Here is a 26,581-nt window from a genome sequence, read left to right on the forward strand (position 1 = left end):
CATGCTGGGCGGCGTCCGCGCCTAGACGAAGAATTCAGCGCCACGGGCGCACAATCACCGCACTTCGGGAGAACGCCATGAAGCGCCCACGCCTGCTCCAAGTCCACCTGACCCAGGTGCGCCTGCCCCGGTGCCTCGCCCCGGTCCTGATCGCGCTCGCCCTCACCGGTTGCGCCAGCACGCAGCACGTCATGCTGGGGCAGGCCCGTCCGGCGATCGCGCCGGACCAGGTCAAGGTCTACCAGGTCCCGCCCAAGCGCTACGAAGAGATCGCCCGGCTCGATGCGCGCAGTGCGGTCGGCTTCGGCACCCAGGGCCAGACCAACGCGGCGATCGATCGCCTCGCGCGCGAGGCGGCCAAGCTCGGCGCCAATGGCGTGATCCTGCTCGGCGTGGATACCGTGGGTTCGCCGGTGAGCATGGGCGTCGGCGGTGGGCACTACAGCCGCCACACCGGCGTTTCGGTTGGCATGGGCATTCCGACGGCGCAGCGCAGCGCCGCGGGCATCGCGATCTACGTGATCGAGGAATAAGCCGCGCGACGCCTCAGGCGCCGGCGGTCGCCGCGACCGGATCTGCGGCGTGCACCACGCCGTACCACGCCGATTGCAGCAGCGCCGGCGCGTCGGCGTGCGCATCCTCCGGCGTCAGCAGTCCGGCGAGGCCGTGATCGTCGAGCTGCGGATGCACGGCGCGCGCGTGCTGCAGGATCTCCGCCGCCAGCCAGCGCATACGCGCGACGTTGGCGCGGATGCGCGCCGCGAACGCCTCGTCGTCGAGCGTGTCGTTCAAAGCGCGGTTCATCTCGTGGAACCAGTCGATCGAGAACTGGTCGAGGAAGCGGCGGTCGCCGCGCGGGGCGCCGCTGCCGGCGTTGGCGCGGTGCCAGTCGCGCAGCAGCGGCTGCATGGCCAGGTTGAGCGCGCGCGCGGCGGCGGTCTCCTCGCGCAGGCGCCCGAGCATGGCGATGTCGGCGATGCGCCCGGCGAAGAACAGCGGCGCCAGCAGCGCCCAGTAGAAGGTGTAGTCCCAGATCACCTTGACCGGCATGACCTGGGCGTCGCCGAACAGCGGGTACTGGTCCTGGTACAGGCTCAGGGTGTTCTCGTAGAACGACAGGTACAGCTGCTGGTAGATGTCGGCGTAGGGCGCGAACGGCTTGTCGCGCAGGTCGCGCTCGACCAGTTCGCAGATGTAGGTGTTGGCGATCGCGATGAAGTCGCTGCCCGGCGAATAGAACGGGTCCAGGAACAGCCCCGATTCGCCGGTCAGCGCCCAGCGGTCGGCGGAGAACACCTGGCTGCAGCCGTAGGAGAAATCGCGCAGGAACAGGAAGTCCTGCAGCGCGTGCCCGGGCCGCTCGAGCGCCGCGGCGACGCCGGGCTGGTGCGTGCGCAGCCAGGCCATCGCCTTGGCGTGCGTGTTCATGGTCTCCAGCGGATGCATCGCCGCGTCGCAGACGATGCCTAGCGAGTGCGCGTCCGAGGCCAGCGGGATCAGCCAGAACCAGTAGCCGGGCCCGCACATGTGGTTGGTCGATCGCCAGCGCGCCGGCGGATCGCAGCGCTGCAGCCAGCTGTCGTCGTCGGACCAGTGCTGCGGCTCGATGTGGCCGTCGATGCGCCACCACACCGCGTTGGCGGCGTGGGCGTTGTCCTGGGCCAGCCCGAGCTTGCGCTTGAGCAGGCCGGCGCGGCCGGCGGCGTCGACCAGCCAGCGCGCGCCCAGCGCGTGCGCATCACCGGCGCGCTCGTAGCGCACCACGTGCGCGGCGCCGTCATGGCCGACGTCGAAGCCGCGCACGCTGGCGCCGTCGCGGAAATCCACGCCCAGCGCACGCGCGCGTTCGCCGAGGAAGTTCTCGAAGCGGCCGCGGTCGAGCTGCCAGGACGGCGTGGGCAGCAGCCGGCTGACGCCGAGTTCGCAGCAGCGGTCGAGGTCGCTGCGGCCTTCGCTGAAGAAGAAGCGGAAGCCGAACTTGCGCAGCTGCTGCGTCTCCAGGTGCTCGCGCAGGCCAAGCACGTCGGCGAAGTAATGCGCGCCGATCTCCACCGTGGATTCGCCGACCTTGAAGGCCGCCTCGCGCACCGGGTGGGTGTTGCGCTCGAGCACCACCACGCGCAGCGCCGGGGTGCGCTGTTTCAGCTGGATGGCGAGGCTGAGCCCGGCCAGGCCGCCGCCGAGGATGAGGACATCGCAGTCGGCGGCGGTGGGCATGTCAGGCCGGCAGGTCGTGCGGCGATGAAGTGGCCAGCTCGCCGTGCGGGTCGTGGATCACCGGCGGGTTGGCGCGGGTGCGCCGGTATTCGGCGAGCACGTTGCCGTAGCCCCAGACCTGCGCGACCACGTGCGAGGTGATGCGGTACAGGTCCTGCAGCGGGCGGAAATGGCTCTTGCGGAACTGCGGGGACTCCGCGGCCGCGTCCTGGTAGCGCGATTCGATCGGCACCGACACGCAGCGTACGCCCAGCGTGCGCGCCGCGGTGATCAGGATCTGCGCCTCGTACACGAAGTCCTCGCCGGGGACGTCGCCGAGCGCGGCCACGCTGGCCGGGTAGAAGCGCTGGCCGCTCTGGGTGTCGGCGATGCGGAAGCCGCAGCCCCAGCTGATGCCCCAGTCGCCGAACTCGTTGGCGATGCGCCGGTACAGCGGCTGCGACGCGCGCTTGCGCAGGCGCGCGCCGACCACGATGTGCTCCGGATAGCGGTTGGCCGCGTCGAGCAGGCGCGGGATGTCGGCGGCGTCGTGCTGGCCGTCGCCGTCCATGGTGATCACGCCGCGCGCGCCGCGGCGCAGGGCTTCGGCGAAGCCGTCGCGCAGGCCCGCGCCCTTGCCCATGCGGCGTTCGTGCCGCAGCACCACCACCGGCAGGTCGGCGATGCGCTCGGCGGTGCCGTCGTCGGAGCCATCGTCGACCACGATCACGTTCGGGCATTCGCGCAATGCGCCCTGCACCACGTCGCGGATGCGCAGCGCTTCGTTGAGCGCGGGGATGACGATGTGGACGTTGTTGCGGTCGATCACGTGCGCTCTCGATGACGGGTAAGGACGGCCGGGGTGATGGCGCGGGCCCGACGGTGGCCCATTCTGCCCCGATTGCGGCGTGGTCAGGCGATGGCCACCGTCAGCACGCGTCCGGGACCGGCATGGAGCATGGCTCCGCCGGCGTTACGGGCGAGTGCATCGAACAACGGCAGCATCGGGGCCATGGCGTTGCCGCGCGCATGCCGCGCGAGCGCGCCGTCGCCGGGCGCTGCCGTGCCGGCGTCCAACCGGACCTCGATCCGGGTTGCGCCCTCGCGCGGTTGTCGCGACAGCACCAGCGCCGCGCCGAGCAGGCCCTCGCTGTGCGACACCACACTCAACGGCCCGGTCGCGGCGCTGTCGTAGGCGACCAGCAGCACCGCCTCGTCGCCGGCGTGCAGCTGCACCAGGGCCTCGAGCAGGCCCTGCGCGAAACTGGCGTCGTAGGCGCTGATCGCCGTGGCCGGCTGCATCGCGCCGACGCCGATCGTCCAGTAGCCGGCCGCGGCGTTGTGCACGGAGTTGTGGAAGCGCGTCGGTGACACGCTGCGCGGATCGGTCGCCAGCGTCGCGCACATGTAGTCGGTGATGGCGAGGTCGCCGTGGGTGGAGGCGAACACCGAGGGCAGCGCCGCCGGTTCGCGATCCGCCGCCGCGCAGGCGGCCTGGGCGACCTCGAGCGCCACCGCGACCGTCTCCGGCGCGCGCCGGCGCTCGTTCGGCGCCAGCACCTGCGGCGACGGCCGCGCCGGCGCATCCGCGGGCAGCACGCCCTCGGCGCAGAACGCGCGCGCCGCCTCCCACGTCGGCAGCCCCGGGGCCCAGAAGCCGATGCCTTCGATCGTCGCGGCGAGGACGCCGGCGCGGGTGTCTGCGGAGGACGTATTCATGCCTTGCCGAACACCAGCGAGCAGTTGTTGCCGCCGAACCCGAACGAGTTGTTCATGGCGTAGGCGATGTCCTGCCGCGCGTTGGCGAAGCGGATCTGCGGCCCGCACATCGGATCGGGGGTGCTGCTGTTGAGGATGCCCGGCAGCTCGCCATGCTCCAGCGCGAGCAGGGCGATGACCGATTCGACGATGCCGGCCGCGCCGAGCGTGTGCCCGGTCCAGCCCTTGGTCGAGCTGGCGTGCAGCGAGTCGGGAAACAGCGCCGACACCGCCAGCGCTTCGACCGAATCGTTGGCGGGCGTGGCGGTGCCGTGCAGGTTCAGGTAGCCGACCGCGTCCGGGTCGAGTTCGGCGCGCGCCAGCGCATCGCGCATCGCCAGCTGCGCGCCCAGGCCCTGCGGGTGCGGCGCGGACATGTGGTGGGCGTCGCTGGATTCGCCGTAGCCGCGCAGTTGCAGGCCGCCCTCGCCGGGCGCGGCGCGCTCGACCAGCGCATAGCCGCCGGCTTCGCCCAGCGACAGGCCGACCCGCGTCGCATCGAAAGGCCGGCACGGCTCGGGCGCGACCAGCTGCAGCGAGTTGAAGCCGAACAGCACGCTGCCGCACAAGGTGTCCACGCCGCCGACCAGGGCGGCGTCGCACACGCCGGCTGCGATCAGCCGCGCCGCCTGCGCGAACACCTTGGCGCTCGACGAACACGCGGTAGCCACGGTGACACACGGACCGCGCAGGCCGGTGGCGGCCTGGACGAAGCCACCCAGCGAATGCGGCGTGTGCACCATCGGCCGCTGCAGGTCTTCAGGAAAAGCGTTGCTGGCCGGGTCCAGGCGCGCGTAGGCCTCCTCGGTCGCGGCGATGCTGGAGGTCGAGGTGCCCACGACCACGGCGACGCGGTCGGCGCCGTGGCGCGCGGTGGCGGCGGCGATGGCCTCGCGCAGGCCATCCTGCTGCAGGGCGAGCCAGGCGAGGCGGTTGTTGCGGCACTCCCATTCAGCCAGTGCGTCGGGCAGCGCGAGTTGCTCGAGGCCGTCGACGCGGCCGATCCAGCAGTCGAGCGGCGCCTGGTCGGGAGCGAGCACCGGCAGGTCGTTGCGGCGCAGCCCGCCTTGGCGTTCGCGCAGGGCCTGGCGCTGGGCCTCGCGGCCGCGCCCGAGGGCGGTGGTGGCGGTGTACGCGCGGATCGCCAGCGGCGCCATCGGCGGCGGGCGGACATGCGACGACATCGGCGACACGCGGAACTCCTGCAGGACTGGCGCGGGAGTATAGCCAGCGCGCCGCCGCGGCCGCCGGAAAACCGCCGCCGCGATTTATCCTGTGTGGGGGGCGCATGGCCCCGGAATCCGCGCCTCATGACCAGCCGCATCGCCCATCGTTTCTCGCTCGCCGTCGACCGCGACGTACTGCATGCCGGCGCGGTCGCGTTCTCGGCCTGCGTGCTCAGCGCGGGGCTGGTGTACGTCGGGTATCTCGTCCATGTCTGGCGCGTGGCGCGCACCGCGCCGTGCGAGCCCGAGCGCGGCGACTGTGTGCTGTTGTTCGGCAAGAACGCGCCGCGCGGCCATATCGATCGCGACTTCGCCGCGCGCCTGGATCGCACGGTGTCGCTGTGGCGGCAGGCGCCGCGTCGCGGCCTGCTGCTGCTCGGCGGCGGCGCCCATGGTGAACGCAGCGAGGCCGAAGTCGCGCGCGACGCGCTGTATGCCCGCGGCCTCGGGCGCGACGTGCCGCTGCGGATGGAGTCGCAATCGCGCGACACCCTGCAGAACCTGCGCAACGCCCGCGCCCTGCTCGGCGGCGCCATCGGCGCGCGGGTGACGCTGCTCAGCAACCGTTACCACCTCGCGCGCTGCGCCCTGTTCGCGCGCCAACTGGGCTTCGACTGGGAGCTGTGCGCGGCCGAAGCACGGCTGCGGCTGGGACCGGGCACGCTGTGGCGCTTGGCCGGTGAAGCGGCGTACGTGTGCTGGATCGACCTGGGCGCGCGCTGGGCGCGCCTGATCGGCCATCGGCGGATGCTGGAGCGGATCACCTAGGCGCCGAAAAAGAAAACGGGATGGCGACGCGTGGCCGCCATCCCGCACAGGGTTCGAGCGCGCCGCTTACCTGGCCTTCTGCGCCGGCACGAATTCCTCGCGCACCGCCTTGGCCAGCAGTGCCGGCGGCAGCAGGCCCTGGTCGAGCAGGAAGTCGTTGAAGGCCTTGCGCTCGAACTTGTGGCCCAGCGCCACTTCGGTCTCCGCGCGCAGCTGCATGATCCGCGAGTAGCCGTAGAAATAGCTGCCGGCCTGGCCCGGCGACTGCACCGAGTAGCGGTCCACTTCCTGCCGCGCCATCGCCTTGGAATAGCCGACCTGTTCGGTCAGCACGCGGAACACGGTGTCGCGGTCGGTGAGGCCGAGGTTGATCATCGGGTCGAGCATCGCGCGCGCCGCGCGCAGCAAGCGGAACTGCAGCGCGATCAGCTGGCCCTCGAGCGGCTCGTACGGAACCATCTCGGCCTCGGCGTACAGCGCCCAACCCTCGACGTTGACCGAGTTGAACGCGTACAGCGTGCGCGCCAGCGACACGCCGCGCTCGACCATCGCGGTGAACTGCAGCTCGTGGCCCGGGCGGCCTTCGTGCGCGGTCAGGGTCCACGCGCCGGCCGGGTAGTTGAAGTCGTCGTACTGGCCATCGGCGCCGGCGTTCGGGTTGCCCAGCGGCAGCACGAAGGTGCCTTGCTGGCCGGTGTTGCCGACCAGCGGCGCCGGCAGGAAATGCGGCGCCGGCTGCGCGGCATTCTCGGCGGCCGATCCCAGCCGCATCTGCATGGGCCGCTGGGGCAGCGAGACGACCTTGTTGGCGGCGATCAGGCGGTCCAGTTCGGGCATCACCACGTTGCGGTAGTGCGGTTCGACCTCGCTGTCCTTGAACTGCGGGTACTTCAGCTCCTTGATCACGCCGATGTAGTCGGTCGACTTCAGGCCCTTGGCCTTGGCCACCAGTGGCGCCAGCTGCTGCATGGCGTTGCGGGTTTCCATGAACTCCAGCTGCGCGCGTTCGATCAGCACGCGCGGGTCGATGTCGATGCCGTAGCCCTTCAGCTGCAAGGCGTACAGCTCGGCGGGCAGCTTGTAGTCGGTGCGCGCGGTCGGCAGCACGCTCGCCTTCGACCACGCGGCGTAGTCGGTGAGCTGCTGGTCGAGCGCATCGAGTGCGGCGGCCGCTTCGCCGTCGAGCTTGTACTTGGCGAACAGGTCGCGGATGCCCTGCTGATAGGTCTTCACGTTGTCGAGCGACTGCTGCACCTCGATCTGCGTCGGCTGCAGCAGGCCCTTGGCGTTGCGTTCCTCGTAACGCTGGCGCGCCAGCGTGGTCAGCGCGGTGGAGCCCGGCGCGAGGCCCGCGTAGCGCTGCAGGCGCAGCACCGCCTTGGCGCGGCGGTCGGCCGGGGTCTGGTCGGACAGCAGCGACTGGATGCCCTGGAACACGATCTGGCCCGCATCGAGCCACGGCCGCACCAGGCGCTCGTTGACCTCGCTGCCCTTGATCTGGTCGTCGGCGGCCTGCAGCAGGATCGAGATGTCCTGCTTCACGTTCGGATCGGTTTCCTTCGCCGAGCGCGCGACCAGTTCGGCCCTGGCCTTCGCGGTCGCGTCGCGGAAGCGCTTGGCGTAACCCGGGCCGTAATCGAAGACCTGGTCGTCGAAGCCCGGCACGCCGAAGAACGACACCTGCTCCGGCTGGAACGGTGCCTGCGCCAGGATCAGGATCTGGGTGTATTCGTTGCTCTTCGCCACCCACGACGGGGCCGGCTTGGCCGAGGGCTGGGCGGTCGCGGGCTTGGCCGCCGGCGCCTTCTGCGCAAGCGCGGCGGACGGCGCCAGCACCAGGGACACGGCGAGAAACAGTGGCGCAAGGACGAGGGGCTTGGTCATGGGGCGGTCCGCGGAAAAGGGGTGGCGCAGCATCGCCTGCCGATGGAAGGAGAGCCATGCCCCGAAGGTCATGACCGCCCCGGGCGCGGCACGCCCACGGCGCGCTCAGTCCAGGATGGCCTGGTTGCGTTCCAGGAAACGACTGGCGAACTCCTCGGCCGACAGCGGGCGGCCGAGGAGATAGCCCTGCAGCATGTCGCAGCGCAGCAGGCGCAGCAGCTTGGCCTGCTCCTGCTCCTCGACGCCCTCGGCGACGACCTTGAGCGTGAGCGAATGCGCGAGGCCGATGACGTTGGTCACCAGCGCCAGGGTCTCCGGGCTCTCGGTGATCAGCGCGATGAAGGAGCGGTCGATCTTGATCTCGTCCGAAGGCAGGCGCGCGAGGTAGTTGAGCGACGAATAGCCGGTGCCGAAGTCGTCGATCGAGACATGGCAGCCCAGGTCGCGCAGCGCATCGAGCACATGCATGCTGTGCTCGATGTCGTCCACCAGCACGCTCTCGGTGATCTCGATGTCCAGCGGCTGCTCGCCCGCGTGCGGCAGCAGCAGCTCGCGGCAGCCGTCCAGGAAGGCGCTGTGGTGCAGCTCCTGCGCCGAGACATTGACCGCGATGCGGAAGCCGGGATGAAGCTCGCGCCACAGCAATGCGGTGCGCAGCGCCTCGCGCATCGCCCAGCGCCCGGTCTGCACGATCAGCGTGCTTTCCTCCAGCACGGCGATGAACTCCGCCGGCGCGAGCAGGCCACGCTCGGGATGGCGCCAGCGCAGCAGCGCTTCGGCGCCGATCAGCGACTGCGTGGCGGCGTTGAACTTGGGCTGGTAGAACAGCACGAACTGGTCCTGCTCGATCGCCGCGCGCAGCTCGTGTTCCAGTTCCAGCCGGCGCGTGGCGCGCCCGCGCAGCTCGTCGCCGAAGGCATAGATGCGCAGCTTGCGCCGTTCGCCCTCCAGCAGCGCCGCCGCGGCGTGGTGCTCGAGCGCCTCCGGATCCGCGCCCGCCGGCGCGATCACGAATCCCGCGCGCAGGTCGATGCGCACCTCGCGCCCATCGAAGGCGAAGGGGTGGCGGTGCATCGCCTGCAGCAGCGCGTCCAGGCGCGCGGCCTCGTGGTCGGAACTGCCGGTCGCGCTGCAGGCGATGGCGAAGGTGTCCGCCTCCAGGTGGGCCACGAGGGCGTCGTGGCCCATGTGCGCGCGCAGGCGCTGGCCGAGCTCGTGCAGCAGCATGTCGCCGAAGGCGCGCCCGTGCGATTCGTTGATCGCCGCGAAGCGGTCGATGTCGGTCAGGGCGACCATCATCGGGCCGTGCTTCAGCCGCGCGCGCAGGCGCTTCTGGAACGACGCGCGATTGGGCAGGCCGCTGACCGGGTTGTGGTAGGCCAGGTACTCGAGCTGCTCGCCCTTGGAAATGAATTCCACCGCGAAGTCGATCTCGTCCGCGAGCCGCTCGAACAGCGCGATCTCTTCCTGGCCGAACAACTGCGGCTCGCCGGCGTACAGCCCGACCGCGGCCCACGGCGGCGAGCCGATCGGCAGCACCGCCTGCGCCTGGATCCCGCCCGCGCGCCAGTCGTCGCGGGCCCACTCGGGCACGCTGGCATCGGTGCCCAGGTTGGAAATGATGGTGGCGGTGTTGTGCTGCAGCGCGCGCAGCGCGGGCGCCCAGTTCACGGCATCGGCGCTGGCGCGGGCCCGGCGGCTCACCGCCACCACGGCGTCGAGCGCGCGCGCGTCGCCGTAGGAACTGACCACGCTGGCCTCCGCATCGCCGAGCTGGCGGATGCACGCGGCGAGGAAGCCACCTTGTTCCACCGCGACCCGGCACGCGGCCTCGAGCACGCCCTGGCGCGTGCCCGCGCGCAGCACCGCGTTGCCGAGCGCGCTCAGCACCGCGTGCAGGCGCGCCAGGTGCTGGATGCGGCTCTCCTGGGCCAGGTGCGCGGTGACGTCGTGGTTGAGGCCGCGGAAGCCGACCGTGCGGCCGTCCGCGTCGCGCAGCGGCGCGCCGGTGCTCTCCAGCACGCGCACGCTGCCGTCGCGGTGCAGGAAGCGCAGGCGCAGGTTCTGCCACGGGGTCGCGGCGTCGACGTCGCGCATGATCGCCTCGGCGATGGCCTGCTCGTCGGGGTGCAGCAGGGTCGACCACAGGCGCCCGCCGATCTCGGCGGCGTCGCGGCCGAGGATCCGCGCGACCGCGGGATTGCTGTAGCCCAGGCGGCCGTCGCGATCGGTCTCCCAGATCCAGTCCTGGCTGCTCTCGACGATGCTGCGGAAGCGTTCCTCGCTCTCGCGCAGCGCGCGTTCCATGCGCTCGCGCTCGTTGCGTTCCTGGGCGGTGCGCAGCGCGCGTTCGACCGCCGGCGGCAGCCGCCGCAGGTTGTCCTTGAGCACGTAGTCGGCCGCGCCGCGCTGCATCGCCTCGATCGCCACGTCCTCGCCGATCGTGTTGGAGACGAACACGAAGGGCACCTCGGGCGCCACTTCGCCCACCAGCGTCAGCGCGTCGTGGCCGTTGAAACCGGGCATGGTGAAATCGCTGAGGATGACGTGCGGGGCGAACTCCGCGAGGGTGGCGCGCAGCTTGAAGGCGCTGTCCACCCGCCGGTACTCAACGTCCGTGCCCAGCCGCCGCAGCACGTGCGCGATGAGTTCGGCATCGGCGGCCGAATCCTCGACGAGCAGTACCTTGAGCGGGCTGGGCAGGTTCATGGAGTGGTGGGGGTCTGGTTCGCGATCATCCAGTACATGCCGATCTGGGCGATGCGTTCGGAGAATGCGTCGAAGTCGACCGGCTTGACGACGTAGCTGTTCACCCCAAGGCCGTAGCTCGCCAGCAGGTCTCCCTCTTCCCGCGACGAGGTCATCATGACCACGGGTATGGAGCGCGTGAAGGCATCGGCCTTCATCGCTTCGAGCAACTGCAGGCCGTCCATCCGCGGCATCTTCAGGTCGAGCAGGACGAGCTTGGGATGGCCTTCGGGCCGATCGGCGTAGCCGTTGCGGCAGTGGATCCAGTCCAGCGCCTCGACGCCGTCGCGCACCCATTCCACGCTGTTGGCGATGCCGCGCTTCTTCAGCGTGCGCAGCGTCATCTCGGCATCGGCCGTGGAATCCTCCACCAGCAGGATGTCGACCTGTTGATATCCGTTCATGCGCCGGCCTCCTCGGGCAACGTGACGGGAAGTTCGAAGACGAATTCGGCGCCCTCGCCCGGCGCCGAATGCGCGCTGACCTGGCCGCGGTGGCGGGCGACGATGCGGTGGACGATGGCCAGGCCGACCCCGGTGCCCTCGAATTCGTCCTGCGCATGCAGGCGCTGGAACACGCCGAACAGCTTGTCGGCGTAGCGCGGGTCGAAACCGACGCCGTTGTCGCGCACGCGATAGCGCACCTTGTCGTCGTCGCGCTCGCCTTCGACCTGGATCCGCGCCTGCGCGCCGCGCGGCGCGCTGTACTTCACCGCGTTGGACAACAGGTTGGTCCACACCTGGCGCAGCAGCACCGGGTCGCCGTGCGCCTGCGGCAAGCGGGCGACGTCGACCTGCACCGCGGGGTTCTGGCCGATGCCGGCATCGCGCATCGCGTCGGCGACCACGGCATTCATGTCGATCGGCAGCGGCGTCAGGGCCTGGCGGCTGAGCCGGGAGAACGCCAGCAGGTCATCGATCAGCGTGCCCATGCGCCGTGCGCTGGCGGAGATTTCGTCGATGTAGCGCAGCAGCGACGGATCCAGCTGGTCGCCGGCGTCCTCGCGCAGGATCTGCGCGTAGCCGCTCATGTGCCGCAACGGCGCGCGCAGGTCGTGCGACACGCTGTAGCTGAAACCTTCCAGCTCGCGGTTGGTGTCCGCCAGCTGGCGGGCCTGCTCGGTCAGTTCGGCATTGAGCTTGCGGATCGCATCCTGCGCCGCCTTGCGTTCGGTGATGTCCTGGATGAAGGCATTGAAGCTGGCGCGCGTCGCGGTGCGCATCGGCCAGATCGTCAGCTCGATCGGGAACTCGCGCCCGTCGCGGTCCAGGGCGCTGATCTCGATGCGCCGGTTCAACACCGGTCCATGCCCGCCGGCCAGGTAGCGCGCCAGGCCGGCCTGGTGTGCCTCGCGGTAGCGCGCGGGGATCACCAGTTCGGACAGCAGTTGCCCCAGCACCTCCTCGCGGCTCCAGCCGAAAGTGCGTTCCGCCTGCGCATTCCAGTCCTCGATGCGGCCGCTGGGGTCGATGGCGATGAAGGCATCGGAGGCGGTCTCGATGATCGTGCGCACGCGCTGCTCGCTGAGCAGCAGCCGCTCGTGCGCCTGCTCGGCGGCGGTGACGTCCTGGGCGATGCCGACGAAGCCCAGCAGGGTGCCATCCGCCGCGCGCACCGCGGACACCGCCAGCTGTACGCGGAAGGTGCTGCCGTCGCGACGGACGTAAGTCCAGCGGCCGACGTCGGTGACGCCGCGGCGGGCCTTGGCCACGAAGGCTTCGAAGCCCGGCTCGACCGGCGTGCCCAGTTCGGCCGACAGCGCCTCGGCGCGGGCGCGCACTTCCGATTCCAGGTGGAACACACCCGGGTCGCTGCGTCCCACCAGTTCGCCCGGCCCGTAGCCCAGGGCCTCGCGCGCGGCCTGGTTGAACAGCGTGATCGTGCCGTCGGGGTCCGCCGCGATCACCATCAGGCCGGCGCTGTCCAGCACCGCGCGTTGCAGTGCATTCGAGCGCGCGAGTGCATCGCGCAGGACTTCGCCCTGGCGCATCTGCCGCCACAAGGCGTGGCCGCAGGCCAGCAGCAGCACCAGCGCCAGCAGCGAGCCCCACGCGATCATGTCGTTGAAACGGCGCGCGCTGGAGCCGGCGGCGGCGGTATATCCGGCCAGGCGCTGCTGCTCCGACGCGCGCAAGTCGGCCAGCTTGCGGCGTACCGGTTCGAAGCCGCGCTCGGCGAACGGATCGAAGATCGCGCGCGCCGCCGCCGCGCCCTGCGTCCTGGCGATGGCCGAGGTCGACAGCATGCGTTCGTGGCGGCGCCGCAGCGCTTCCCCGGCGGCCGCGACGCGACGCGATTGCGCGGGATCCGGCTGCACGAGGGTGCGCAGCTCGGCCAGCACCCGGCGCACTTCTCGGTATTCGGCCTCGCGGGCGCGTTCCAGCTCGGCGGTGCCCGCGATCAGGAAGCCGCGCTGGTCTGCTTCCATGCGCGCCGCCAGGGTCTCCAGCTGCTGCACGCCGCTGAGGACCTGGCTGGTATGGCTGAGGAATTCGCGCAGGGCATCGGCGCGCCGCGCCGTGCGGTAGGCCTGCACGAGCAGCAGCGAAACGGCCGCGAGCGTCAGGACGAACCCGGCGCTCCAGATCCATTGCCGCCACCGGCTGTGGCTTGTCACGACTCCCTGCATCGTGCCCCTTCCTGGGTTACACGGCATTCCGGACAGGACCTGCGGACACCCGCAGACTAAGCCCGTCCGGCGCCGGTACGCCAGTGCGGCCGGATGGTCCGGCGCAGGCGGACCTTACGTGGACGGCTTCAGGCAGCGCGTGAAGAAGGCCTCGCTCAGGCGCAGGCGGTGCAGCAGGTCCGCGCCCTTGAGCCCGTGCTTGGCGCCCGGGTAGGTCATCAGTTCGAACGGCTGGCCACGCTTCTGCAGTGCGCTCATCAGCGCGGTGGAATTGGAGAACAGCACGTTGTCGTCGGCCATGCCGTGCACCAGCAGCAGCTTCGACTTCAAGCCGTCGATGTGCTCGAGCACGCGCGCCGCGCGATAGCCGTCGACGTTCGCGGCCGGCAGGTTCATGTAACGCTCGGTGTAGTGCGTGTCGTACAGGCCCCAGTCGGTGACCGGCGCGCCGGCGATGCCGCAGGCGTACTGGTTCGAGGCCTGCGCCAGCAGCATCAGCGTCATGTAGCCGCCGTTGGACCAGCCGTGCACGCCGATGCGCGCCGGATCGACCCAGGGCTGCGCCTTCAGCCACCGCATCCCCGCGAGCTGGTCGGCGACCTCGACCGTACCCTGTTTGCCGTACAGCGCGCCGCCGAAGGCCGCGCCACGCCGCGGCGTGCCGCGGTTGTCGAGCGAGAACACCACGAAGCCCTGCTGCGCGAGGTACTGGTTGAACCAGTGGTCGCCCCGGCCCGGCCAGCTGCGCGTCACCGTCTGCGTGGCGGGGCCGCCGTAGACGTAGACGACGACCGGATACTGCTTCGAAGGATCGAAGCCTTCCGGGGTGATCAGGCTGTAGTGCAGCGGGGTGCTGCCGTCCGCCGCGACGAGCGTGCCGAACCGCAGCGGCCGTTGCGCCGCGCGGTAGGGCGCAAACGGATGTCCCGGATCGTCCAGGTCGTTGCGCAGCAGGGTGGCGACCAGCGTGCCGTCGTTGCGGAACAGCTGCAGCTGCGGCGGCACCGTCGGCGTCGACCAGTTGTCGACGTAGACGCTGGCATTGCGGGCGAAGGTCGCCTTGTGCGTGCCGTCGGGCTGCGACAGGCGCTGGACATGGCCGGTCGACGCGGCGCCGCCGGCGAGCGGGACGCGATAGACCTGCACGTCCAGCGGCGAATCCTTGCCGGCGGCGAAGTACACGAAGCCGGCCGCCTCGTCGACCGCGAGCACGCCGTCCACCGGCCAGTCGCCGGCGGTCAGCGCGCTGGCGTGGCCCTTGGCGTCGACCACGTACAGGTGCTGGAAGCCGCTGCGTTCCGAACTCCACACGAAGCGTCCGTCCTTGAGGAAGCGCAGGTCGTTGTGCAGCGGTACCCAGGTCTGGCTGGTTTCGCTGACGAGGGTGCGCTGCTTGCCGGAGTCGAGGTCGGCCTCGATCAGTTCGAGCCTCTTCTGGTCGCGCGACTGGCGCTGGAAGGCGAGGTGCCGCGGATCGCGCCAGTCGACCCGGGCCAGGTAGATGTCGGCGTTGTCGCCCAGGTCGATCCAGCGCGGCTGCGCGCCCGGCTGCGGCGCGATCGTGCCCAGGCGCACCAGCACGTTGCGGTCGCCAGCGGCGGGATAGCGCTGCTCGACCACGTCGGTGCGGTCTGGGTACACCTCGTAGCGCTTCTGCACCGGCACCGGCGATTCGTCGATGCGCGCGAAGGCGATCGCCGAGTCGTCCGGTGCCCACCAGTAGCCGGTGTGGCGGTCCATTTCCTCGTCGGCGACGAACTCGGGCACGCCGTTGCCGATCGTGGCGCTGCCATCGGTAGTGAGCTGGACCTGGCGGCCGCTGGCGAGGTCGATCACCCACAGGTTGCGCTCGCGGATGAAGCTGACGAAGCCGCCCTTGGGCGAGATCTTCGGATCCATGGCGAAGCCTTCGCCGTGGGTGAGTTGGCGCACCGCATCCTTGCCGGAGCGCGCGAGGTCGTACAGGTAGAGTTCGCCGCCGAGCGGGAACAGCAGCGACTTGGCGTCGGGCGCCCACTGGTACTCGATGATGCCGCTGAGCGCGGCGGTGCGCGCGCGCTCGCGGCGCGCCTTCTCGGCATCGCTGAGCACTTCCGCGCCGGGCAGGACGACGTTGCTGTCGACCAGCAGCTGGGTCTTGCCGCTGGCGACGTCGTACGCCCACAGGTCCAGGCGGTTCTTGTTGTCGGCCTTGCCGCGCAGGAACGTCACCCGGCTGCCGTCGGGCGCGACCTGCGGCTTCTCCAGGCTCGGTCCCGACAGCGGCGCATCGCCGGCGATCGCCTCGAGCGTGAGCTTGCGTGGCGCGAGGTCGGGCGGGCTGGGCGAGGTTTGGGCGTGGGCGCTCATGGCGAGTGTGATGGCGGCGAGGAAAGCGGACCAGCGCATGCGATGCGGTTCCGGTGGATGGGTAGGATGGCGATTCTAGGGGCGGCGGCGTGCCGTCGCCGCCATCGTGTTGCCGCAGGAGACGTGCCCATGCAATGGATGATCTACGGCGCCAATGGCTACACCGGCCGCCTGATCGCCGCCGAAGCGGTCAAGCGCGGGCTGCAGCCGGTGCTGGCCGGGCGCAGCGAGGCCCCCGTGCGCGCGCTGGCCGAGGAACTCGGCCTGCGCTGGCGCGCATTCACGCTCGACCTGCCGGGCGCCGTCAGCGAAGGCCTGCGCGGCATCGGCCTGGTGCTGCACTGCGCGGGGCCCTTCTCCGCGACCAGTGCGCCGATGCTGGAAGGCTGCCTGGCCACGCGCACGCATTACCTCGACATCACCGGCGAGATCGACGTGTTCGCGCATTGCCATGCGCAGCACGCGCGCGCGCAGGAGGCCGGGATCGTGGTCACGCCCGGCGTCGGCTTCGACGTGGTGCCCAGCGACTGCCTCGCCGCGCAGTTGCACCGCGACTGCCCGTGGGCGACGTCGCTGGTGCTCGGCTTCGATGCCGGTGGCGGCTTCAGCCCCGGCACCGCCAAGACCAGCGTGGAAGGCCTCGGGGCAGGCGGGCGCGTGCGCGAAGGCGGCGCACTCAAGCGCGTGCCCCTGGCGTGGAAGACGCGGACGTTCACCCGCGATGGCAACGACCGCCTGGCGATGACCATCCCCTGGGGTGACGTGTACACCGCGCACGTCAGCACCGGCATTCCCGACATCGAGGTCTACACCACTGCGTCGCCGAAGACGATCGCGCGCCTGCGCCGGCTGCGCCTCCTCGGGCCGCTGCTGCGCACCCAGACCGTGCAGCGCTGGCTCAAGCGCCGGATCGAACGCAGCGTGCACGGCCCGGACGAAAAGACCCGCGCGGACACCCAGGCCTACTTCTGGGGCGAGGCGCGCGGTCACGGTCGTGCGCAGGTGCGGCGCATGGTCACGCCGAACGGTTATGCGCTGACAGTGACCGCATCGCTGGGCATCGTGCAGTGCTTCCTCGACAACCCGGCGCCCGCGGGCGGCTACTACACGCCGTCGCAGCTGATGGGTGCGGATTACGTACTGGAATTGCCGGGTGTTGCGATCGACGAGCCGCGCCGCTGACCCACCGCGGTGATGGGCAACGCGTCGCAACGCGCAGGCAAACCTGCTTGCGGGCTTTGCCCATCCTGTCGCCAGCACCGCGACTTGGCAGCGCCATGCACGGCCGCTACCCTGCGGCCTCCCCGATTCCCGCCACCCGCCGATGTCCGACGTCCGTTCCGATGCCCGCCTCAATCCGCTGCCCGCGCTGATCTTCTCCTCGCGCTGGCTGCAGCTGCCGCTGTACCTGGGCCTGATCGTCGCGCAGGGCGTGTACGTGTTCCTGTTCGGCAAGGAGCTGTGGCACCTCATCCACGAGACGCCCAAGCTCAGCGAACAGGACATCATGTTGATCGTGCTCGGCCTGATCGACGTGGTGATGATTTCCAACCTGCTGATGATGGTGATCGTCGGCGGTTACGAGACCTTCGTGTCGCGGCTGCGCCTGGAAGGCCATCCCGACCAGCCCGAGTGGCTCAGCCACGTCAACGCCAGCGTGCTCAAGGTGAAGCTGGCGATGGCGATCATCGGCATCTCCTCGATCCACCTGCTCAAGAGCTTCATCGAAGTAGGCATGGTCGGTGGCCTGCCGCTGTGCAGTTCGCCCGACGGCATCGCCGCCGCGCAGGCGATGGCGGCCGCGGCGAAGAACCTCAAGGCCTGCACCACCATCACCGCCGACGGCGTGATGTGGCAGGTGATCATCCACGGGCTGTTCATCCTCTCGGCGATCGGCATTGCCTACACCGACAAGCTCATGACCGGCACCACCAGCCGGCGCGAGCACGCCCACGCGCACTGAACCGGGGCGGCACGCGCGTCAGCGCCGGCCCATCACCGCATTGCGCAGCCGCACCGCAGCGGCGCGTTCGGAAAAGCGCAAGCCGTCGGCGCTCGCGCTGAGTCCGAGTTGCGCGTATGCCGGCGCCAGATCGGGGAATGCGCGCGCGGCCGCATAGCGCTGGAAGCGTTGCGTGAACGCGTCGCCGCCGGCGATGCGGTCCAACTGCGCGACGAATCCGGCCGGCGCGACCTCGCCGGTACCGCGCAGGCAGCAGTCGGCATAGCGCGCGAGTACGGCGTCGAGGCTGCTGCCGCGTGCGCGCAGCGCCAGGTCCATTTCCAGCCAGTAGGCCGCGCCGGCCCAGTACACGCGCATGGTGCCGTGGCGCGTGCCGGCGAGCTCGTCCAGGCGCATGCCGCTGGCTTCGCGGCGGCCGCGTCCGAACCCGGCATCCAGGCGTCGCCAGGCCTCGGCCGGCGTGAGCAGGCCGCTGCGCGCGCGCAGTACGTTCTGGTAGTAGCTCGCCAGTCCCTCCGCCAGCCAACGGCCGTCGTCGCCCAGGTAGGGATGGAACAGGTGCGAGAGTTCGTGCACCGCGGTCCAGTCCGCGCGCAGTTCGTCCAGGCTTGCGCCCCTGCGCACGTACAGCAGCACGGCTACGGAATCGCGGCGCGAAGTCTGGCCCCAGGGCACCGGACTGTCGCCATGCCCATCGACCTCGCTGATGCGCACGGTCGCGTCGGACAGGGGCAAGTGCCCGTAGGCGGTGAGCGTGGCCTGCGCGGACTCCGCCAGCCAGCCGCGCAGCATCCGCGCGCGGTCCGCGGGGATGTCCGCTGCGACCTGCACGTGCAGGACCCGGTTGCCGTCGCGCAACGCGTCGCCGTCGACGCGTAGCGACCTGGGCGCCGCGCCGGCGGCCGCGGCGGCCCCGGTCCAGACGAGCAGCAGCAGCGCCCAGCGGCATGCGGTCGGCGACGATCCGGACATGGGCGAAACCCGCTCGGGAGTTGCCGCCACTGTGCCGCCGCGCGCGTGAAGCCGGCCTTTCTCAGTCTGCGACATCGGTGCCCGCTAGAATGCCGGCATGGATGTTTCGCATTTGCTCGACGCGCTGAACCCCGCCCAGCGCGAGGCCGTCAGCGCACCGCCGGGCCACTTTCTCGTTCTCGCCGGTGCCGGCTCCGGCAAGACCCGCGTGCTCACCCACCGCATCGCCTGGCTCAACGAGGTGTTCGGCGTGCCGCCGCACGGCATCCTCGCGGTGACCTTCACCAACAAGGCCGCCGGCGAGATGCGCGCGCGCGCCGAGCACCTGCTGCGCCACGGCGCGCGCGGCATGTGGATCGGCACCTTCCACGGCATCGCCCACCGCCTGCTGCGCCTGCACTGGCAGGAAGCCAAGCTGCCGGAGGGATTCCAGGTCCTGGACAGCGACGACCAGCTGCGCCTGGTCAAGCGCGTGGTGCAGCAGCTGGAACTCGACGATACGCGCTTCCCGCCGCGGCAGATCGTGTGGTGGATCAACGCGCAGAAGGACGAGGGCCGCCGCCCGCAGCACATCCAGCCCGAGCCCAACGACGACTGGCTGGACGTGATGCACCGCTGCTACGCGCTATACCAGGAGCGCTGCGACCGCGCCGGCCTGGTCGACTTCGCCGAACTGCTGCTGCGCGCGCACGAACTGCTACGCGACAACCCGGCGCTGCTGGCGCATTACCGCCATCGCTTCCGCGAGATCCTGGTCGACGAGTTCCAGGACACCAACGCGATCCAGTACGCGTTCATCCGCGTGCTCGCGGGCGACAGCGGGCACGTGTTCGTGGTCGGCGACGACGACCAGTCGATCTACGGCTGGCGCGGCGCCAAGGTCGAGAACATGCAGCGGTTCCTGCGCGATTTCCATGACGCGCAGACGATCCGCCTCGAGCAGAATTACCGCTCCACCAGCACGATCCTGGACGCCGCCAACGCGGTGATCGCGCACAACCCGGACCGCCTGGGCAAGAAGCTGTGGACCGACACCGGCCATGGCGAAGCGATCGACCTGTACGCGGCCTACAACGAGATGGACGAGGCCCGCTTCGTCGTCGAGCGCATCCGCCAGTGGGTGCGCGATGGCGGCGATTACGGCGACGTCGCCATCCTGTACCGCAGCAACGCGCAGTCGCGCGCCTACGAAGAAGTGCTGCAGGAAGAACCGCGGATCCCGTTCCGCGTCTACGGCGGCATGCGCTTCTTCGAACGCGCCGAGATCAAGGACGCCCTGGCCTACATGCGCCTGGTCGCCTCGCGCGTGGACGACGCCGCGTTCGAACGCAGCGTCAACACGCCCGCCCGCGGCATCGGCGATCGCACCCTGGAAGAAGTGCGCAAGCGCGCGCGCGCCGACGGGGTCGCGCTGTGGGACGCCGCCCGCGCCATCACCGGCGACAGCACCCTGGCGGCGCGCTCGCGCAACGCGCTGGCCGGCTTCCTGTTGCTGGTCGATGACCTGGCCAACGAGGTCGAGGCCAAGCCGTTGCCGGACAAGATCGACCACGTGCTGGGCCGCTCGGGCCTGCGCGAGCACTACGCCAACGAGTCGCGCGGGCAGCTGGATTCGCGCACCGACAACCTCGACGAACTGGTCTCGGTGGCTTCGCGCTTCACCGGCGGCGAGGACGAGGAAGAGGCCGCCGCGATGCCGGAGCTGGTCGCGTTCCTCAGCTACGCCGCGCTGGAAGCGGGCGAGGGCCAGGCGCAGGCGGGCGAGAACAGCGTGCAGCTGATGACCCTGCACAGCGCCAAGGGCCTGGAGTTTCCGCTGGTCTTCCTGGGTGGCCTGGAGGAAGGCCTGTTTCCCAGCCTGAAGTCCGCGGAAGAGTCCGGCCGCGTCGAGGAGGAACGCCGCCTCGCCTACGTCGGCATCACCCGCGCGCGGCAGAAGCTGGTGCTCAGCTACGCGGAAACCCGGCGCATCCACGGCATGGACATGTACGGCACGCCGTCGCGGTTCCTGCGCGAAATCCCTGCTGCACTGCTGCATGAGGTGCGGCCGAAGGTGCAGGTGTCGCGGCCGGTGTACGCCGCGCAGCCGCGTCGCGACCTGGGCCATGCGGCGATCGACGTGCCGGCGTTCCGCCTGGGGCAGGACGTGATGCATCCCAGTTACGGGCGCGGCGTGGTCACCGACTTCGTCGGCAGCGGCGCCTACGCCAACGTGCAGGTGAACTTCGAGAACGCCGGCAGCAAGTGGCTGAAGCTCGCTTCGTCGAACCTGCAGCCCGCCTGACCCGCGCTTTCCCGGCGGTGGCGCGCCGCCTTCCGTCGCCGCGCCGGGGAAAAAGCGAAAAAAGTGCGAAAAGACGCTTGGCGGCGCGGCTTTTGTGCCCTACATTCCGCTTGCCGAGGGGTTTTTCCAGGCATACCTCAAACCAACTCTCCATCCGGGGGATATAGAACAATGGCGAAGAAGAAAGCTGCTCCGAAGAAGGCCGCCGCCAAGCCGGCCGCCGTCAAGCCGATCAAGGAAGTGCTGGGCAAGTCCGGCCTGGTCGCTCACCTGTCGGAATCGACCGGCGTCGCCGCGAAGGACGTGCGTGCGGTCATTGGCGCGCTGGAAAACGCAGTGCACGCTTCGGTCAGCAAGAAGGGCGCGGGTGCCTTCACCCTGCCGGGCCTGCTGAAGATCAACGTGGTGAACGTGCCGGCCAAGCCGAAGCGCAAGGGCATCAACCCGTTCACCAAGGAAGAGCAGTGGTTCGCCGCCAAGCCGGCCACCGTCAAGATCAAGGTCCGCGCGCTGAAGAAGCTCAAGGACGCTGCGGCCTGATCCCCGGATCACGCTGATGCAATCGACAAGGCCCGCTTCGGCGGGCCTTGTTTTTTAGGGGTTTCGCAAGCTGCGGTGGCCGCATGCGGCGCAGTGGGCCCGGCGCGCCGGAACAACCGGCTAGGGGATCAGTTCCACTCGAACAGTTTCCACATCACCGGCGAGACCGGACCTTCGCCCTTGCTGCTGTCGAGGCGGCCGTCGCCGTTGCGATCGATCAGGTAGTAGGTCTTGCCGCGCCTGGGCGTCACCTTGACCACCTGCAGTTGGCCCTGCACGCGGTATTCCTCGATCTGGTCGCCGTCGACCGTGCGCGTGGTCACTTCGGCGCCCTGCAGGTTGGCGGTGGGATCGGTGTCCATGGTCGCGCAGCCGGCGAGCAGCGCGCCTGCAAGCGCGGCCATCAGGTAGGGGGTGGGGCGCATGGCGGGCTCCTCATGGGGACTGCGCGCAGCATACGCGCGCGGCGATGAAGCCGCCGCCGCGGCCGGCACGGTCGCCGCGGTTCGCTCGGCCGGCCGCGTACGGCGCCCCGGGTAGAATGCCGCGATGAAGCGACTCGTCCTGATCGATGGCTCCAGCTACCTCTATCGCGCCTTCCACGCGCTACCGCCGCTGAGCAACGACGCCGGTGAACCGACCGGCGCCCTGTTCGGCGTGGTCAACATGCTGCGCGCGCACCTCAAGGAGCAGCCCGACTACATCGCGTTCGTGGTCGATGCCCCGGGGCCGACGTTCCGCGATGAGCTCTATCCCGAGTACAAGGCCAACCGCAAGGCGATGCCGGACGAACTGCGCGCGCAGGTCGAGCCGATGTGCGAGATCGTGCAGGCGCTGGGCTTCCGCATCCTGCGCATCGGCGGCGTGGAAGCCGACGACGTGATCGGCACGCTCGCCATGCAGGGTGCGGACGACGGCATCGAAGTGACGATCTCGACCGGCGACAAGGACTTCGCCCAGCTGGTGCGCCCCGGCATCGCCCTGGTCAACACCATGAGCGGCAGCCGCTACGACGGCGAATCGGCGGTGGTCGAGAAGTTCGGCGTGCGTCCCGACCAGATCGTCGATTTCCTCGCGCTGATGGGCGACAGCATCGACAACATACCCGGCGTGGACAAATGCGGGCCCAAGACCGCGGCGAAATGGCTGGGCGAGTACGGCACGCTCGACGCCGTGATCGCGCATGCGGACGCCATCAAGGGCAAGATCGGCGAGAACCTGCGCGCCGCGCTGCCGCGGCTGCCACTCAACCGCACCCTGACCACGATCAAGACCGACGTCGCCCTGGACTACCGGCCGCAGGACCTGGTGCTGCAACCGCGCGACACCGAAGCGCTGCGCCGCCTGTATGCGCGCTACGGCTTCAAGCAGGCATTGCGCGAGCTCGAAGGGCCCGGCAGCGTGGCCGAGGACGCCGGCAAGATCAGCGTGCGCGGCACCGCGGCCGGTTATGCGCGCGGCAACACCGCTGTCGAGCCGATCGACCCCGCGCTGTCGGCGCCGGGTCAATACGAATGCATCGTCGACCCGGCGCAGCTGCAGGCCTGGATCGCCAAGCTGCAGGCGGCCGAGGCCTTCGCCTTCGACGTCGAGACCGATTCGCTCGATCCGATGCGCGCGCAACTGGTCGGCATCAGCTTCGCGGTCGAGCCCGGCCACGGCGTCTACCTGCCGCTGGGCCATACCTACCCGGGCGCGCCGGCGCAGCTCGGACGCGAGGGCGTGCTGGCCGCGCTGAAGCCGCTGTTCGCCGATCCGGCAAAAAGAAAGATCGCCCAGCATGGCAAGTACGACCTGCACGTGCTGCGCCGCCATGGCATTGAGGTTCGCGGCTACGCCGACGACACCATGCTGGAGAGCTTCGTCTACAACGCGACGGCCACGCGCCACGACATGGACTCGCTGGCCAAGCGTTACCTGGGTTACGACACCATCAAGTACGAGCAGGTGGCGGGCAAGGGCGCGAAGGCCATTTCCTTCAGCCAGGTGGCGATCGAGGATGCGACCTGCTACGCCGCGGAAGACGCGGACGTGACGCTGCGCCTGCACCGCGCGCTGGCGCCCAGGCTCGCCGCGGAGCCCGCCCTGGAGCGCGTCTACCGCGAGATCGAGATGCCGCTGGTGCCGGTACTGGAGCGCGTGGAAGCCAACGGCGTGCTGATCGACGCGGACGAACTGCGCCGGCAGTCCAACGACCTGGGCAAGCGCATGCTGGTCGCGCAACAGAAGGCGACCGAGCTGGCCGGGCGCAGCTTCAGCCTGGACTCGCCCAAGCAACTGGGCCAGCTGCTATTCGACGAGCTCAAGCTGCCGGCAATGGTGAAGACGCCGAGCGGACAACCATCGACGAATGAAGAGGCGCTCGAAGCGATCGCCGATCTGCACGAGTTGCCGCGGGTGATCCTCGATTACCGCGGCCTGGCCAAGCTGCGCAGCACCTACACCGACAAGTTGCCGGAGATGGTCAACCCGGAGACGGGCCGCGTCCACACCAGCTACCACCAGGCCGGTGCGGCGACGGGACGACTCGCTTCCAACGATCCGAACCTGCAGAACATCCCGATCCGTACCGACGACGGCCGCCGCATCCGCGATGCCTTCATCGCGCCGCCGGGGCGCAAGATCGTCTCGTTCGACTACTCGCAGATCGAACTGCGGATCATGGCGCACCTGTCCGAAGACGCGGGCCTGCTGCGCGCGTTCGAGTCCGGTGCCGACATCCACCGCGCCACCGCCGCGGAAGTCTTCGGCAAGGCGCTCGACGAGGTCAGCGGGAACGAACGCCGCGCCGCGAAGGCGATCAACTTCGGCCTGATGTACGGCATGAGCGCCTTCGGTCTCGCGCGCAACCTGGGCATCGCACGCGGCGAGGCGCAGGACTACATCGCCCTGTACTTCTCCCGCTACCCGGGCGTGCGCGATTTCATGGAGCGCACGCGCCAGCAGGCGCGCGATCGCGGCTACGTCGAAACGGTGTTCGGCCGACGCCTGTACCTGGAGAACATCAACGCCCGCAACCAGGGCCTGCGCTCGGGTGCGGAACGCGCGGCGATCAACGCGCCGATGCAGGGCACCGCGGCCGACATCATCAAGCGGGCGATGGTCGACGTGGATGCCTGGCTGTCGGCCTACCGCGATCGCGCGCTGATGGTGCTACAGGTGCACGACGAACTCGTGTTCGAGGTCGATGCAGGCTTCGTCGACGCCCTGTGCGCGCAGGTGCCGCAGCGGATGGCGGCCGCGGCGGAACTGCGGGTGCCGCTGGTGGTCGATAGTGGGGTCGGCGACAACTGGGGCCAGGCGCACTAGTGGCGCCCCAACGCAGGCCGGAAGGCGGGGCGGCCGCGATAAGAAGACACCTGACCGGGTGATCGAGTGGCTTAACGCCGGACGCGGTGCCGGTTTCGCTGCCGTAACGCGCCGACGCCCGCCAGTTCAGCGATGTTTGCAGAAGTTGTCGCAATGAATCCATCCTGAACCCAACAAATCGTTAACCTTCCTCTTCACGAACTATCCATGTGAAGGGTGGTCTTATTGCTCGCGACAGGTGCAACGCCTGTCGCTGATCTCTCCCTCCCCTGGAGTGATCCCGGGAGCGACGGCCCCTCCCCAGGCCCCGCTCCTCCAGCCCCGCCGGCCCCCCCTGCCTGCGGGGCTTTTTATTGCCTGCGTTTTGCCCGGCGCATCCGAGCCCGCCCGATGGACCGGCGCCGTGCTCCAGCCCGCCCCCAACGCAGCCAGGATCGAGCGCTTGGGGCCTTGCGCGGCGCTCACGCGCGGGGAACACAATGGCGCACCAACGCCGGGGGGCGCATGTCCGAACTGTTCTCGATGTCGATGCCGTGGTGGCAGTTCGTGCTGCGCGCGGTGCTGGTCTATGTGGTGGTGATGGTGCTCGTGCGGCTGTCGGGCAAGCGTGCGGTGGGGCAGTTCACGCCGTTCGACCTGGTGCTGCTGATCCTCATCGGCAACGCCGTCCAGAACGGCATGAACGGCGGCGACAACTCGCTGACCGCGGCCGTGATCCTTTCCGTCAGCCTGATTGCGTTCAACTACGGCGTCGCTTTCCTCTCGGCGCGGGTCCCGGCGGTGCGCAGGCTCGTCGAGGGTGAGTCCGTGGTGCTGGTGCGCGACGGGCATGTGTTCCGGAGCGTGCTCAAGCGCGAACTGGTCAGTCGGGCGGATTTCGACAAGGCGATGCGCGAAGCGGGTGTGTCCGAGGTGGACGACATCCAGTTGGCCGAACTCGAAACCGACGGCCATATCACCATCGTTCCGCGCGCCGAGCGTCAACCGCGCGAACCGGGCGCGCACTGAGTTCCGCTCAGCCCAGCTCCGTGAGCCAATCGCGCGGGCGCAGGTAGTCCACGAGTCGCGCCTCCGCGCTGCCCGGCTCCGGCGCGTAGCCGTATTCCCAGCGCACCAGCGGCGGCAGGCTCATCAGGATGGATTCGGTGCGGCCGCCGCTCTGCAGGCCGAACAGCGTCCCGCGGTCGAACACCAGGTTGAATTCGACGTAGCGCCCGCGGCGGTACAGCTGGAACTGGCGCTCGCGCTCGCCGTGCGGCGTGTCGCGGCGGCGTTCGACGATGGGCATGTACGCATCGAGGAAGCCGTCGCCCACGGCGCGCATGTAGGCGAAGTCGCGGTCGAAATCGTCGTGCAGGTCGTCGAAGAACAGTCCGCCCACGCCGCGCGTCTCGCCGCGATGCTTGAGCAGGAAGTACTCGTCGCACCATTTCTTGTGCGCGGCGTATCGCGCGGCGCCGCCGAAGGGCTCGCACAGGGCACGCGCCGTGCGATGCCAGTGCCGCACGTCGTCGTCAAAGGGATAGAACGGGGTCAGGTCGAAGCCGCCGCCGAACCACCAGGCCACGGTCTCGCCGTCGCGCATCGCGCGGAAGTGGCGCACGTTGGCGTGCGTGGTGGGGAGGTAGGGGTTGCGCGGGTGGAACACCAGCGACACGCCGACCGCGCGCCACGAGGCGCCCGCGAGCTCCGGCCGCGCCGCGCTCGCGGACGGGGGCAGCTTGGTGCCCGAGACGTCGGAAAAGCCGATCCCCGCCTGCTCGAACACCGCGCCGTCGCGCAGGATGCGCGTGCGTCCGCCGCCCCCTTCCGCACGCGTCCAGACGTCCTCGGCAAAGCGCGCACCGCCGTCGGCGGTTTCGATCGCCTGGCAGATGCGGTCCTGCAGGCCGGTGAGGTAACCGCGGACGGTGGCGAAGTCCGTATCGGACGGGGGCGGGGCGTTGCTCATGCGG

20 protein-coding genes are annotated in these 26,581 nt (G+C 69.9%); 8 read left to right on the forward strand and 12 right to left on the reverse strand.

Annotated elements, in window-relative coordinates; translation table 11 throughout:
• Positions 1 to 77: 77 nt before the first annotated feature.
• On the forward strand, positions 78 to 533 hold the full coding sequence (locus tag BP05_RS03930) for a hypothetical protein (protein WP_496360699.1): 456 nt from the start codon (positions 78 to 80) through the stop codon (positions 531 to 533).
• 13 nt (positions 534 to 546) lie between these two features.
• Here BP05_RS03930 and BP05_RS03935 read toward each other — a convergent pair whose 3' ends face one another.
• From BP05_RS03935 to BP05_RS03950, 4 genes are all read right to left on the reverse strand, one after another.
• A complete protein-coding gene (locus BP05_RS03935; RefSeq protein WP_496360701.1) occupies positions 547 to 2,217 on the reverse strand; it encodes an NAD(P)/FAD-dependent oxidoreductase in 1,671 nt (556 codons plus the stop codon).
• A 1-nt stretch (position 2,218) separates the two neighbouring features.
• On the reverse strand, positions 2,219 to 3,025 hold the full coding sequence (locus tag BP05_RS03940; RefSeq protein WP_496360703.1) for a glycosyltransferase family 2 protein: 807 nt from the start codon (positions 3,023 to 3,025) through the stop codon (positions 2,219 to 2,221).
• A gap of 83 nt (positions 3,026 to 3,108) precedes the next feature.
• Positions 3,109 to 3,915: a beta-ketoacyl synthase chain length factor gene (locus BP05_RS03945; RefSeq protein ID WP_496360705.1), complete on the reverse strand. Its 807-nt coding sequence runs from the start codon at positions 3,913 to 3,915 to the stop codon at positions 3,109 to 3,111.
• Positions 3,912 to 5,111 (reverse strand): beta-ketoacyl-[acyl-carrier-protein] synthase family protein, encoded by a 1,200-nt coding sequence (locus tag BP05_RS03950; RefSeq protein ID WP_496361500.1) that lies wholly within the window; start codon positions 5,109 to 5,111, stop codon positions 3,912 to 3,914. The genes BP05_RS03945 and BP05_RS03950 overlap by 4 nt, the downstream gene beginning before the upstream one ends.
• Before the next feature lie 153 nt (positions 5,112 to 5,264).
• Here BP05_RS03950 and BP05_RS03955 point away from each other — a divergent pair, with 153 nt between their 5' ends.
• Complete coding sequence (locus tag BP05_RS03955) at positions 5,265 to 5,948, forward strand: YdcF family protein (RefSeq protein ID WP_496360707.1); 684 nt, start codon at positions 5,265 to 5,267, stop codon at positions 5,946 to 5,948.
• A 66-nt stretch (positions 5,949 to 6,014) separates the two neighbouring features.
• On the opposite strand, the gene BP05_RS03960 is transcribed toward BP05_RS03955, so the two are convergent.
• From BP05_RS03960 to BP05_RS03980, 5 genes are all read right to left on the reverse strand, one after another.
• The gene (locus BP05_RS03960) at positions 6,015 to 7,832 is read right to left on the reverse strand and encodes a DUF885 domain-containing protein (RefSeq protein ID WP_496360709.1); all 1,818 of its coding nucleotides are present in this window, start codon (positions 7,830 to 7,832) and stop codon (positions 6,015 to 6,017) included.
• 105 nt (positions 7,833 to 7,937) lie between these two features.
• A complete protein-coding gene (locus tag BP05_RS03965; protein ID WP_496360711.1) occupies positions 7,938 to 10,541 on the reverse strand; it encodes a sensor domain-containing protein in 2,604 nt (867 codons plus the stop codon).
• The gene (locus BP05_RS03970; protein WP_496360713.1) at positions 10,538 to 10,984 is read right to left on the reverse strand and encodes a response regulator; all 447 of its coding nucleotides are present in this window, start codon (positions 10,982 to 10,984) and stop codon (positions 10,538 to 10,540) included. Before BP05_RS03970 ends, BP05_RS03965 begins: the two co-directional genes overlap by 4 nt.
• Positions 10,981 to 13,197 carry a CHASE3 domain-containing sensor histidine kinase gene (locus tag BP05_RS03975; protein ID WP_496360715.1) on the reverse strand — a complete coding sequence of 739 codons (2,217 nt, stop codon included), beginning with the start codon at positions 13,195 to 13,197 and terminating at the stop codon, positions 10,981 to 10,983. The genes BP05_RS03970 and BP05_RS03975 overlap by 4 nt, the downstream gene beginning before the upstream one ends.
• A 126-nt stretch (positions 13,198 to 13,323) precedes the next feature.
• A complete protein-coding gene (locus tag BP05_RS03980) occupies positions 13,324 to 15,558 on the reverse strand; it encodes a S9 family peptidase (RefSeq protein ID WP_496360717.1) in 2,235 nt (744 codons plus the stop codon).
• 129 nt (positions 15,559 to 15,687) lie between these two features.
• Between BP05_RS03980 and BP05_RS03985 the strand changes: the two genes are divergently transcribed.
• Both BP05_RS03985 and BP05_RS03990 read left to right on the forward strand, forming a co-directional pair.
• Entirely contained in the window at positions 15,688 to 16,740 is a 1,053-nt protein-coding gene (locus tag BP05_RS03985; protein ID WP_496360719.1) for a saccharopine dehydrogenase family protein, read from the forward strand.
• A gap of 142 nt (positions 16,741 to 16,882) precedes the next feature.
• Complete coding sequence (locus BP05_RS03990) at positions 16,883 to 17,521, forward strand: TIGR00645 family protein (protein ID WP_496360721.1); 639 nt, start codon at positions 16,883 to 16,885, stop codon at positions 17,519 to 17,521.
• Positions 17,522 to 17,539: 18 nt separating this feature from the next.
• On the opposite strand, the gene BP05_RS03995 is transcribed toward BP05_RS03990, so the two are convergent.
• On the reverse strand, positions 17,540 to 18,493 hold the full coding sequence (locus BP05_RS03995; protein ID WP_496360723.1) for a M61 family metallopeptidase: 954 nt from the start codon (positions 18,491 to 18,493) through the stop codon (positions 17,540 to 17,542).
• 97 nt (positions 18,494 to 18,590) lie between these two features.
• Between BP05_RS03995 and uvrD the strand changes: the two genes are divergently transcribed.
• The gene (uvrD, locus tag BP05_RS04000; RefSeq protein WP_496360725.1) at positions 18,591 to 20,777 is read left to right on the forward strand and encodes a DNA helicase II; all 2,187 of its coding nucleotides are present in this window, start codon (positions 18,591 to 18,593) and stop codon (positions 20,775 to 20,777) included.
• Positions 20,778 to 20,948: 171 nt separating this feature from the next.
• Positions 20,949 to 21,317 carry an HU family DNA-binding protein gene (locus tag BP05_RS04005; protein ID WP_496360727.1) on the forward strand — a complete coding sequence of 123 codons (369 nt, stop codon included), beginning with the start codon at positions 20,949 to 20,951 and terminating at the stop codon, positions 21,315 to 21,317.
• Between the two features lie 128 nt (positions 21,318 to 21,445).
• Here the strand turns inward: BP05_RS04005 and BP05_RS04010 are convergent, their stop codons facing one another.
• Positions 21,446 to 21,742, reverse strand: a complete 297-nt coding sequence (locus BP05_RS04010; protein ID WP_496360729.1) for a DUF2782 domain-containing protein — start codon at positions 21,740 to 21,742, stop codon at positions 21,446 to 21,448.
• 124 nt (positions 21,743 to 21,866) lie between these two features.
• On the opposite strand from BP05_RS04010, the gene polA reads away from it, so the two are divergent.
• Positions 21,867 to 24,626, forward strand: a complete 2,760-nt coding sequence (gene polA / locus BP05_RS04015; protein ID WP_496360731.1) for a DNA polymerase I — start codon at positions 21,867 to 21,869, stop codon at positions 24,624 to 24,626.
• A gap of 504 nt (positions 24,627 to 25,130) precedes the next feature.
• On the forward strand, positions 25,131 to 25,634 hold the full coding sequence (locus BP05_RS04020; RefSeq protein WP_496360733.1) for a DUF421 domain-containing protein: 504 nt from the start codon (positions 25,131 to 25,133) through the stop codon (positions 25,632 to 25,634).
• Positions 25,635 to 25,641: 7 nt separating this feature from the next.
• Here BP05_RS04020 and hemF read toward each other — a convergent pair whose 3' ends face one another.
• On the reverse strand, positions 25,642 to 26,577 hold the full coding sequence (gene hemF, locus BP05_RS04025; RefSeq protein WP_496360735.1) for an oxygen-dependent coproporphyrinogen oxidase: 936 nt from the start codon (positions 26,575 to 26,577) through the stop codon (positions 25,642 to 25,644).
• Positions 26,578 to 26,581: the final 4 nt, after the last annotated feature.

Source organism: Lysobacter oryzae DSM 21044 (genome assembly GCF_059568595.1).